Origin of the sequence: Streptomyces sp. NPDC048389, from assembly GCF_040706335.1 — a bacterium.
Classification (GTDB): domain Bacteria; phylum Actinomycetota; class Actinomycetes; order Streptomycetales; family Streptomycetaceae; genus Streptomyces.
Window position 1 is genome coordinate 1 of the sequence record NZ_JBEZKP010000095.1, and the last position, 11,044, is coordinate 11,044.

General features: G+C 69.8%; 9 protein-coding genes and 1 pseudogene. All 10 read right to left on the reverse strand.

What is annotated here, in order from left to right:
• Positions 1-656: 656 nt before the first annotated feature.
• Positions 657-2,189, reverse strand: a pseudogene (locus tag AB0903_RS33430) (DNA polymerase IV); the annotation flags it as partial.
• 49 nt (positions 2,190-2,238) lie between these two features.
• Positions 2,239-2,784 carry a MerR family transcriptional regulator gene (locus AB0903_RS33435; protein WP_366708513.1) on the reverse strand — a complete coding sequence of 182 codons (546 nt, stop codon included), beginning with the start codon at positions 2,782-2,784 and terminating at the stop codon, positions 2,239-2,241.
• A 252-nt stretch (positions 2,785-3,036) separates the two neighbouring features.
• Complete coding sequence (locus AB0903_RS33440; protein WP_005320145.1) at positions 3,037-3,510, reverse strand: bifunctional nuclease family protein; 474 nt, start codon at positions 3,508-3,510, stop codon at positions 3,037-3,039.
• Between the two features lie 53 nt (positions 3,511-3,563).
• Positions 3,564-4,307 carry a MerR family transcriptional regulator gene (locus AB0903_RS33445; protein WP_366708509.1) on the reverse strand — a complete coding sequence of 248 codons (744 nt, stop codon included), beginning with the start codon at positions 4,305-4,307 and terminating at the stop codon, positions 3,564-3,566.
• A 42-nt stretch (positions 4,308-4,349) separates the two neighbouring features.
• The gene (locus AB0903_RS33450) at positions 4,350-5,228 is read right to left on the reverse strand and encodes an FHA domain-containing protein (protein ID WP_366708514.1); all 879 of its coding nucleotides are present in this window, start codon (positions 5,226-5,228) and stop codon (positions 4,350-4,352) included.
• 145 nt (positions 5,229-5,373) lie between these two features.
• A complete protein-coding gene (locus AB0903_RS33455) occupies positions 5,374-6,267 on the reverse strand; it encodes a DUF881 domain-containing protein (protein ID WP_366708510.1) in 894 nt (297 codons plus the stop codon).
• A gap of 4 nt (positions 6,268-6,271) precedes the next feature.
• On the reverse strand, positions 6,272-6,604 hold the full coding sequence (locus tag AB0903_RS33460; RefSeq protein WP_018522495.1) for a small basic family protein: 333 nt from the start codon (positions 6,602-6,604) through the stop codon (positions 6,272-6,274).
• The gene (locus AB0903_RS33465) at positions 6,601-7,527 is read right to left on the reverse strand and encodes a DUF881 domain-containing protein (protein ID WP_366708511.1); all 927 of its coding nucleotides are present in this window, start codon (positions 7,525-7,527) and stop codon (positions 6,601-6,603) included. The genes AB0903_RS33460 and AB0903_RS33465 overlap by 4 nt, the downstream gene beginning before the upstream one ends.
• Before the next feature lie 97 nt (positions 7,528-7,624).
• Positions 7,625-10,120 (reverse strand): mannose-1-phosphate guanyltransferase, encoded by a 2,496-nt coding sequence (locus AB0903_RS33470; RefSeq protein ID WP_366708512.1) that lies wholly within the window; start codon positions 10,118-10,120, stop codon positions 7,625-7,627.
• Positions 10,121-10,241: 121 nt separating this feature from the next.
• Positions 10,242-10,850 carry a CDP-alcohol phosphatidyltransferase family protein gene (locus tag AB0903_RS33475; protein ID WP_100106128.1) on the reverse strand — a complete coding sequence of 203 codons (609 nt, stop codon included), beginning with the start codon at positions 10,848-10,850 and terminating at the stop codon, positions 10,242-10,244.
• Between the last annotated feature and the right edge of the window lie 194 nt (positions 10,851-11,044).

Here is an 11,044-nt window from a genome sequence, read left to right on the forward strand (position 1 = left end):
CCGGGGCCCCCCCCCCCCCCCCCCGCCGCCGCCAGGGGGGGCGAAGAGCACCCCCCCGCCCGCCCGCCGGCCCGCGGGCGCCCCCCCCCGCGCGCGGGCGCCGCTTGTCGCCGGGGTCGACCACCCCGCCCCACGGCCTGTCATGCCCGGGCGACCCTGCCGCACCGGGAGCCACCGGAGCCCGACGCCGCCGCGCCGGCGGCTGCCACGCCGCCGCCGGAGCCGGCCCCTCCCGGCCCCGAGCCCACGGCCACGCCCGAGGCTCCGGGGACATCGGGTGCGTGCACCGGAAGTGCCGCTTCGGGACGGAACGATCCACTGGACTCGGCAACGGGGCCGGACGCGGGCGCGGTGACGGAGCGGTCCGCGGACCCGGTGACACCGTGGGCCACAAACCTTGTGACGGGGTCGACGCAGGCATCGGTCCCGGGTGCGTCGACGGGCACAGCAGAAGGAACGGAATACGGCTGGGCCTCACGCCCCGTGGCAGGCGCCGCGCGGGAATCGCGTTCCGGCCCGACGGCCTCCCCGGTCGCCGGAGCGGCGGCGGGAGCGGCGCAGGCGTCGGCCTCCGCACCGGCAACGGGAGGGGCGGAAGGCACGCCGTTCGGCCCGGCGTCGAGCCGGGGGCAGGGGTCGCGCGTCGGCCCGGTCGCCGCGGCAGCTGTGGCGGGGCCCCCGCCGGCGTCGGCTTCCGGCCCTGCGACGGGCGCGCCGCAGGGCGCACCCGCGCGCCCGGCCGTCTCCGTCTCCCCCACCGTCCCGGCCGTCGGCGACGACCCGGCCGGGCCCCCCGCACGCGGCAGGACCAGCGGCAGCGGATCCGCCGCCTCCAGCTCCGCATCGTCCACCCGGAACGTCCGCACCCTTCCCGGCTGCGACCACGGCTCCTCGAAGCGTACGGTGACCCGGCCGACGCCGCTGCCCTGGACCCAGCCCGGCCCGTACAGCGCGTGGCGCACGTCCTGTCCGGCGGCCCAGCGCCGCTCCGGCGGCTCCTGCCGGCTGTCCGGCTCGGGCCCTCGGGCCTCGTGCGACCCGCGCGGCGGAACGTCCTCGGGAGCGCCGTCGGCGGGGGCCCGCTCCTGCGCGTCGGCCGCGGCGGCCCCTGCCTCCGCCGCCGCCTGCGCGAAGAGGTCCTCCTGCGTGTAGTCCGCGAGCCCGGTGACGCCGACCCCGAGCAGACGCACCCCGCCCGTGGTGTCCACCGCCTCCAGCAGCCTTCCGGCGGCCTCCCGCACGACCGCGGGATCGTCCGTCGGCCCGCGGAGCGTCTCCGAGCGCGTCAGCGTCGAGAAGTCGTAGCGCCGCACCTTGAGAACGATGGTGCGGCCCGAGTGGCCGCTCGACCTCAGCCGCTGTACGCACCTCTCGGCGAGCCGCTCCACCTCTGTCCGCACCCGGACCCGGTCGTGCAGGTCCACGTCGAACGTGTCCTCCACCGACACCGACTTCGCGTCCCGCTCGGCCACCACCGGCCGGCCGTCGTGGCCGAGCGCCATGCGGAACAGCGATGTCCCGTGCGCCCTGCCGAGCAGCCGCACCAGCTCGTCCTCGCCCGCCTCCGCGAGGTCCGCGACCGTCGTCATTCCGGCCCGGCGCAGGTGCTCCCCCGTGGCGGGCCCCACACCGGGCAGCGTCCGGACCGGCATGGGGCCGAGCAGCTCACGCTCCGTGCCGGGCTCGATCAGGACCAGGCCGTCCGGCTTGGCCTGCTCAGAGGCGATCTTGGCGAGCATCTTGGAGCCGGCCAGTCCGACCGATCCTGTGAGTCCCGTGACCGCTCGTATGTCGGCGCGCAGCCGCTCAGCGGTCGCGCGGGCGGACGGGGTGTCACGGGCGGCTCCGCCCGCCTCCAGGTCGACGAACGCCTCGTCGAGGCTCAGTGGCTCCACCAGCGGCGAAAGCCGTCCGAGCAGTTCCATGACCTGCTCGCTCACCGAGCGGTACAGGGAGAAGCGCGGCACCAGGTACGCCGCGTTCGGAGCGAGTCGCCTGGCTTGCGCCATCGGCATCGCGGAGTGCACGCCGAAGCGTCTGGCCTCGTAGGACGCGGTGGCCACCACACCCCGTGGACCGAGCCCGCCGACCACCACCGGTTTTCCGCGCAGCGAGGGCTTCGCCGCCTGCTCGGCGGCGGCGAAGAAGGCATCCATGTCGAGATGCAGGATCGTCGGCGCGGTTCTCACACCTCCGATGCTCCCGCACACCACTGACAACGGGGAGCACCGCGCACGGTCAGACGGCCCGGTCGCGTCTGCGTCTGGCCAGTTCATCGGCCGGGTTGTGGCCGACCAGTGTCTCCCCGGTGTCGACCCGCTCGCCGTGCAGCTGCGACAGCGCCGCCTCGACGTCCCGCCACACGACTCCGACGGCGATGCCGAACACGCCCTGGCCTCCCTGGAGCAGTCCGACCACCTCGTCGGGCGAGGAGCATTCGTGGACCGTCGCTCCGTCGCTCATCAGCGTCATGCGCTCGAGGTCCCTGAACCCGCGGGCACGCAGGTGCTGGACGGCCGCGCGGATGTTCTGCAGCGCCACACCGGTGTCCAGGAAGCGCTTGACGATCTTGAGTACGACCACGTCGCGAAAGCTGTAGAGCCGTTGGGTGCCCGAGCCGTACGCCGACCGGACGCTCGGCTCGACCAGGCCCGTGCGTGCCCAGTAGTCGAGCTGCCGGTAGGTGATGCCAGCGGCTGCGCATGCGGTGGGTCCGCGATAGCCGATGGTGTCGGTGGAGGGCACGGCCGCGCCGTCGTGCAGCGGATACGGCCCGCTTTCCACCGGACCGGGTCCGGGGCCGCCCCCAGCCGTACTGTCGCCGCTGCTTCTCACGCCGACCTCCGTCCTTGACCTGCCACCTCGAAGGTAGGGAGTCACCAGGGGTGCGTCAACGATCGCCACACTCGGCACGCCGAGTGATAATCACCCTGAGAGTGGTTTCTCGTGCCCCGATCCCGGGAAAGGCTACTCGAATGCGCCGACGCGGAACCGTCGACGGCGCCTCCGGCCGGAACCGTCACCGGTCCGCAACCCTCACTGGTTGCTCGACCCGAAGTCCTCCGGCGAAATCTGATCGAGGAACTCGCGGAACTTCTCCACCTCGTCCTCCTGCTCGTCCGGGATGGCGATACCGGCGTCGTCCAGCACACCGTCGCTGCCGTAGATCGGCGTGCCGGTGCGCAGGGCCAGCGCTATCGCGTCGGACGGCCTGGCGCTCACCTCGACCCCGCTGGCGAAGACCAGCTCCGCGTAGAAGACGCCTTCGCGCAGGTCGGTGATGCGGACCTGGGTGAGCTCCTGGCCCACCGCCTCCAGCACGTCCTTGAAAAGGTCGTGGGTCAGCGGCCTGGCCGGTGCCATGCCCTGCTGCGCGAAGGCGATGGCGGTCGCCTCCCCTGGACCGATCCAGATGGGGAGGTACCGATCGCCTCCCACTTCACGCAGAAGCACGATCGGTTGGTTCGAGGGCATTTCGACCCGGACACCCACAACGTCGAGCTCGTTCACACAGCAACCCTAGGACGTGCGCGACCGGTTTGGGTAGTCGGGTTGGTCCAAGATCAGTGGACCTGCACTCCGAGGGCCGTGCGCACCAGCGCCGCGTGCAACCTCACGGACAGGGTCACCAGCTCTCTGGTGGTCGCCTCGGCATGCGCTCTGGTCTGCGGGTTACGGTGCCTGCGCAGGGGGGTGACCAGCTGCTCCACGAGCCCGGCCTCCCGCTCCGCCGACGCCTTCATGGCGCGAAGGTGACGCGGCTCCAGACCGAATCTGCCCAGGTCCGCGATGAGCCGCGCGACCGTGGCGGCCTCGGCGTCGTAGGAACCGCTCCCGTCGGCCGTGAGCAGACCGTACGACTCCCACTCGGCGAGCTGCTCCTCGGTGACCTCCGCGGCGGCCAGCAGGGCCGCACGGCCGATACGGCCCGCGGTCGGGCGGTCGGCCTCCGGCTCCCAGCCCGCGTCGACGGGCTCCCGCTGCGTGGCCTGCGCGGGAAGCGGGACGCTCTCGCCCCGCTCCAGGGCGTCCAGCTGCTCACGGATCACCTTCAGGGGAAGGTAGTGGTCACGCTGCATCCGCAGCACGAGCGCGAGCCGCTCCACGTCCTCAGGACTGAATTTGCGGTACCCGGAGGGCGTACGGCTCGGTTCGACCAGCCCCTCCGCCTCCAGGAAACGGATCTTGGAGATGGTCACTTCGGGAAACTCTTCGCGCAGGTGCCCGAGCACCGCACCGATGCTCATCGGGCGGTCACCCGCGGCGGCGGCGCCGTGACCGGCGCCGCCCGTCGGTGTTCGCAGCATGTACCTTCCCTGGGTGTCCCCCGGGCGGAGCCTGGGGGAGGATCACGCGCCCCGCTGGCTCCCGTAGAAGACCAGCCGGTACTTGCCGATCTGTACCTCGTCGCCGTTGGACAGGACCGCGGAGTCGATCCGCTCCCTGTTCACGTAGGTGCCGTTGAGGCTGCCGACGTCGGAGACGGTGAAACCGCCGTCCGCGTCCCGGCGGAACTCCACATGCCGACGGGACACCGTGACGTCGTCGAGGAAGATGTCGCTCTGCGGGTGGCGGCCGGCCGTCGTCAGGTCGCCGTCCAGAAGGAAGCGGCTGCCCGAATTGGGCCCCCGGCGGACGATCAGCAGTGCCGAGCCGAGCGGCAGGGCCTCCACGGCGGCCTGGGCCTCCGGCGAGAGCGAGGGGACGGCGGTCTGGCCCGTCACCTCGGAGTCGTACGCCTCGATACCGGAGATGGAGATGGTCGAAGTCGTCTCCGACGCACGCTCGGCGGGTGCTCCGCCCCGCAGCGGCGCACCGCAGTTGGAGCAGAACCGGCCGGCCTCGGTGTTCCGGTGGCCGCACCTCGTACAAACCGGCAAACCCGCCATGGACGGATCCTCCTGCCGCGGCTGCCCCGCGTGGGCATTGGTCGCATACGGGTCGGAAGCGAACCCTCCACCCGTACTTGAGGTTGATGGTTCCCCGAAACCTATGCCTCCGGCACCGGCAGGGTCAACAGACGACGCGCCCTGTCCGCCCGAATTGTCCCCACCGGGGACCTCGTCGCGGAACAGCGGACGCTCACCCCCCTGGTCCTCGCTCTGACCATGACGCGACGCGCGATGCCGGGCGTCGCCGTCTTCGCGTGCACTCTTGCCGAACCACTTCGCAAACAACTTCACGGGCGTTTCCCCTTGACCGAAATAGACCCGCCCGTGGGGCAGGATGAACCCTCAACCAACACACCTGCCGACCCGGACACCCTCACAACGTCCGTATCCACCAGACAGTTTCCACCACGCACCACAAGTGGGATGCGTCGACCCCCGGCAATCGCCTGCCCTGGTCCGGCAGTCCCCATGTTCCCCCGTTTCACTCCGGTGACGACCGAGCGTAGTCAGGCCGTTCCGCCGGCCGCAAGGCGTCGACAATGATCTTCTCGGAGCGCGCCACGGCGGCCGTGGCCTGCTCCTTCTCCAAGGTCTGCACCACACCACCGGGAATGTTCAGGGCCGGCTCCAGGTCTTGGGGTTCACCGATGACCTCGAAGGTGTACGGCGCGGTGATCCGCTTGCCGTCCACCTCGATGTCACCGGCAGTTCCCGAGAAGAAGGTGCTCGCGACGACCCGGGTGCCGTTGACCTGGATCGCCTCCGCGCCTGCCGCTCGCAGCTCCTGGATCGTGTCGAGGAGCATGTCCGAGTCCACCGTCCGCGCCGGGTCCTGGATCATCAGCGTGATGCCGGGACCCTGTGCGGCGACGGTGCCGGCCAGGATGCCGAGCTGCTGCTCCTTCTGCCGCGTCTGCTTCCGCGCCTCTTCTGCCTGGTCCGAACTGTTCTCCAGCTCGGTCCGCTGGTCCTCGAGACGCTGCTTCTCGTCCTCGAGCCGCTGTGTGCGGTTGTCGAGTTCGTCGAGGATGCGCACCAGGTCTTCCTGGCGGGCGCCGCGCAACGCGCTCTCGTCGCTGTTGGACCGGACCTGGATGGCCAGGCCGAGTCCCAGGACGAACAGCAGTATCGCGACGATCAGTTGAGCGCGGGTCACCCGCGGCGGCCACACCGCTGCGGCCAGCCGCTGCCTGCCGGTGAACGGCCCGTCGCCCGACGGGCCGGGCTCCTGCGGGTCGGACGCCTGGGCGCCGGACTCGTGCGCACCGGATGCGTGCCCACCGGGCGCGGCCGCGCCGGACGACGCGGGCGGCTGCGCCGGCGGCAGGGGCTGCGCCTGTCGCGCCTCGTCCTTCGAGTTCTCTTCGCTGTTCATGCGGTCACGCCCGGAAGACATGCCTGCGGATGGCCGCGGCGTTGGAGAAGATCCGGATGCCGAGCACGACGACCACGCCGGTGGACAACTGCGCGCCGACGCCCAGCTTGTCGCCCAGGAAGACGATCAGCGCGGCCACCACGACGTTCGACAGGAAGGAGACGACGAAGACCTTGTCGACGAAGATCCCGTCGAGCATGGCCCGCAGACCGCCGAAGACGGCGTCGAGCGCGGCGACGACCGCGATGGGCAGATAGGGCTCGACCATCGCCGGCACCTCAGGACGGACCAACAGGCCGACCACGACTCCCACGACGAGGCCCAGTACGGCGATCACGATGTGCCCTTCTCTGTTTCGGCCGTGCCCGGACCGCCGCGCTGCCCGGCGCCGGCCGTCTCCGGCTCTGCTGTTCGTACGATCAGGCTCGGGGCCGCAGGCAGATGCACCGTCCGCTCGTCGGAGATGGCGGTACGGATCCCGAAGTCCTCCTTCAGGACCTGCAGATACTGCCCGTCGGCGCTGCTCTGGAAGGCGCCCCGGAGCTTGCTCCCGTCCCCCACCGCGAGCACCGTGTACGGCGGCACCAGCGGCCTGTTGTCGACCAGTATGGCGTCGCCGGCCGCACGGATCGCCGACAGGGCGGTCAACCGCTGCCCGTTGATCGCGATCGCCTCGGCGCCCGACTCCCAGAGCCCGTTGACGACCCGCTGCATGTCCCGGTCACGGACCCGGCCGGTGTCCGAGAAACCACTGCTCTCCCGCGGACCGCCACCACCCTGGTCGGTGTTCTTGGCGTCGTCCACGACGAGCTTCACGCCCGGCCCTTCCACCTCGGTGGCTCCGGCCAGCAGGGAGACGGTCCCGCCCTGCTCCCCGTCAGGGGTGTTCAGGGCCTTGCGTTGCCGCTCCTCCACATCCTTCCGCAGGGCCTCGACGTCCTGTTCCAGCGCGTCGGCGCCGTCGGTCTGCGCGTGGACGCGGTCGATGAGCTCCTCGCGCTCCTTGGCGAGCACGGGTGCCGCGATCCGCGCCTCGGCGGCTCCGAGCGTGACTACGGCGGCTGCCAGCACGAGACCGGCGGCAAGACCGAGCTTGGCACGCAGCGTACGAGGAAGGCCGCCTCCCTCGGCCCTGCGGGCCGACGCCTCGGCGTAACCGTCGTCGAGGCTGTGCTCCATGACATTGGTCAGCAGCGACATGGACGCATCAGGGCGCGCGGGCGGTGAGCCTGTGCTCCGAACGGGGGGCTGCTGCGACATGCCGCACATCGTCGCACGTCGCAACCGCTACCGCCGAATGGCCCCACCGGTCCATCGAGGGGCGCCGGCAAGCGCTCCCTCGATGAACCGGAGTCCGTCAGTGACCTGCGCCGTCCACGACCGACGACCATTCGTCGAGCAGCGCCTGCGCCGATGCGTCGTCGGGGCCTTCTGCCCACAGATGGGTGACGGCCTCCGACGGGTCCGGCAGCACCATCACCCACCGGCCGTCCGCCTCTACCACCCGCACACCGTCGGTGGTGTCCACCTGCCGGTCGCCCGCGGCCTCCACCACCCGCCGCATCACGAGCCCCTTCACGGCCCACGGGGTCGCGAGGTCCCGCTTGAGCACATGGGCCCGCGGGATCCGCGCATCGATCTGGCTCAAGGTGAGCTGCGTACGGGCGACCAGTCCGACGAGCCGGACGAACGCGGCCGTCCCGTCGAAGACGCTGCTGAACTCCGGCACGATGAAGCCTCCGCGGCCGTCGCCGCCGAAGATGGTGGTCTCCTCCCTGCCCACCCTGGTGAGGTCGTCGGGGGACGTGGTCGTCCACTCCACCTGCGTGCCGTGGTAGGCGGCCACCTGTTCGGCGATCCTCGTGGTCGTCACCGGCAGCGCCACGCTGCCGCTGCGTCGCTCCGCGGCGACCAGGTCGAGCAGTACCAGCAGCGCGCGGTCGTCCTCGACGATCCGCCCTCGTTCGTCGACGAGGGAGAGCCGCTCACCGACCGGGTCGAATCTCACCCCGAAAGCGGCTCGCGCGGAGGCGACGATCTCCCCGAGCCGGACGAGACCGGACCTCCTGGTGTCGGCGGTCTCCGTCGGCCTCGACTCGTCGAGGCCGGGATTGATCGTCAGGGAGTCGACGCCGAGACGCCCGAGAAGGCTCGGCAGCACCAGACCGGCGCTGCCGTTGGACGCGTCGATGACGACCTTGAGCCCCGCCTCAGCGATGCCCGTGGTGTCGACGTTGCGCAGCAGGGAGCCCGTGTAGGAGTCGAAGACGCTGGACGGGAAATGCAGATCGCCGATCTCGCCCGGGAACGCACGGCGGTACTCCTGACGCGCGTACACCCGGTCCAGCTTGCGCTGCCCGGCCTGCGAAAGGTCCGCTCCCCGCTCGTCGAAGAACATGATGTCCACGGAGTCGGGCACACCCGGTGACGTGCGGATCATGATGCCGCCCGCGCTGCCCCTGGCCGTCTGCTGACGGGCCACGGGCAGCGGCACGTTCTCCAGGTCGCGTACGTCGATGGCACTGGCCTGCAGTGCCGAGATCACCGCCCGCTTCAGTGCCCGCGCACCGCGGGAGTGATCGCGTGCCGTGGTGACCGTGGCGCCCTTCTTCAAGGTGGTGGCGTACGCGCCGGCCAGGCGCACCACGACCTCCGGTGTGATCTCCACGTTGAGGATTCCCGATACGCCTCTGGCGCCGAAGAGATGGGCCTGGCCCCGGGACTCCCAGATCACCGACGTGTTGACGAACGCACCGGCCTCTACGGTCTTGAACGGATACACGCGGACGTTGCCCTGGACGATCGATTCCTCACCGACCAGGCACTCGTCACCGATGACTGCGCCGTCCTCGATACGCGCCGCCCTCATGATGTCGGTGTTCTTGCCGATGACACAGCCTCGCAGGTTGCTCTGCGGACCGATGTAGACGTTGTCGTGGACAACTGCTTTGTGGAGGAAGGCACCGCTCTTGACGACCACGTTGGATCCGACGACCGTGTGTTCGCGGATCTCCGCGTCGGCCTCCACCTTGGCGTAGTCGCCGATGTAGACCGGGCCCCGCAGGACGGCGTCCGGGTGGACGTCCGCCCCTTCGGCGACCCACACCCCGGGCGAGATCTCGAACCCGTCGAGCTCGACGTCCACCTTCCGTTCCAGGACGTCTGCCTGCGCCTTGACGTAGCTCTCGTGGGTGCCGACGTCCTCCCAGTAGCCCTCGGCGACATAGCCGTAGATCGGCTTGCCTTCCTTCATGAGCTGCGGGAATACATCACCGGACCAGTCCACCGGAACATCGGCCTCGACGTAGTCGAAGACCTCGGGCTCCATGACATAAATTCCGGTGTTGACGGTGTCGGAGAATACCTGCCCCCAGGTCGGCTTCTCGAGGAAGCGCTCGACCTTTCCCTCTTCGTCGACGATCGTGATGCCGAATTCGAGTGGATTCGGAACACGTGTGAGGCAGACAGTGACCAGCGCGCCTTTCTCCTTGTGGAAGGAGATGAGGTCGGTCAGGTCGAAGTCGGTGAGGGCGTCACCGGAAATCACGAGGAACGCGTCGTCCTTGAGCGCTTCCTCCGCGTTCTTCACACTGCCGGCAGTTCCGAGTGGCTTCTCCTCGTGGGCGTAGGTGAGCTCCATTCCGAGCTCTTCGCCGTCGCCGAAGTAGTTCTTCACCAGCGAGGCGAGAAATTGCACGGTCACAACGGTCTCTGTGAGCCCGTGCCGCTTGAGCAGCCTCAGCACATGCTCCATGATCGGCCGGTTGGCCACCGGGAGAAGCGGCTTGGGCATGCTCGAGGTCATGGGGCGAAGTCGTGTACCTTCGCCGCCAGCCATTACGACGGCCTTCATGTCGGAAGCGTCCTCCTTGAAGAGACGACCGGTGAGCCGACTTCACCCGCCCAAAGTGCCCAGTGGTGACGTGTGGTGACACGCGCGGCCGGCAACGCTGCGCGCTACCACACAGGCGAGGTCAATCGGCCATTGTGTCCGCTTTGACGAGACGGCGGACCTGGACCACATAGAGGATCCCTGCCCACCAATAGAGAGTTGTACCCCATCCGGCGAACGCCCATCCGAAAATCGCCGCGAGTGACGCAAGCCACCCCGTCCCGTCACTCAGGAGCAGCAGGGGGAACGCATACATGAGGTTGAAGGTGGCCGCCTTGCCCAGGAAGTTCACCTGCGGTGGCGGATAGCCGTGCCGGCGCAGAATTCCTACCATCACGAGCAACATCAGCTCGCGGGCCAAAAGCGCCGCGGTCAGCCAGAGCGGCAGAATCTCCCGCCAGGTCAGTCCGACCAGGGTGGAGAGGATGTAGAGCCGGTCGGCAGCCGGATCGAGGATGCGGCCGAGGCTGCTGATCTGGTTCCACCGGCGTGCGAGTTTGCCGTCTAGGTAGTCACTGACGCCGCTCAGCATCAGAACGAGCAAAGCCCAGCCGTCGCTCTTGGGACCGCCGAACTCGGGGCGGAGAATCAGCCACAGGAAGAGCGGCACGCCAACGAGACGCGCCATGCTGAGGATGTTGGGGATGGTGAGTACCCGGTCCGTCTGAACGCGGGTCTCCTGGACCTCCACCCGGGTGCCTCCTGTGGGGAACGTGCCGACTATGCTCCCTGACCCTACCTGGACCAGGCGCCGGCCGGTGCAGTGGGTGCCGGGTGGTGAATCGGTCGTGAACGCAGGAAAGCCCCGTACCAGAGGCACGGGGCTTTCCCACAACAATTGTTCGGCGGCGTCCTACTCTCCCACAGGGTCCCCCCTGCAGTACC

Coding starts and splice junctions, on each gene's coding strand:
- AB0903_RS33470 (WP_366708512.1), bottom strand. CDS start 10,120: ATGAAGGCCGTCGTAATGGCTGGCGGCGAAGGTACACGACTTCGCCCC.
- AB0903_RS33445 (WP_366708509.1), bottom strand. CDS start 4,307: ATGCTGCGAACACCGACGGGCGGCGCCGGTCACGGCGCCGCCGCCGCG.
- AB0903_RS33465 (WP_366708511.1), bottom strand. CDS start 7,527: ATGTCGCAGCAGCCCCCCGTTCGGAGCACAGGCTCACCGCCCGCGCGC.
- AB0903_RS33455 (WP_366708510.1), bottom strand. CDS start 6,267: ATGAACAGCGAAGAGAACTCGAAGGACGAGGCGCGACAGGCGCAGCCC.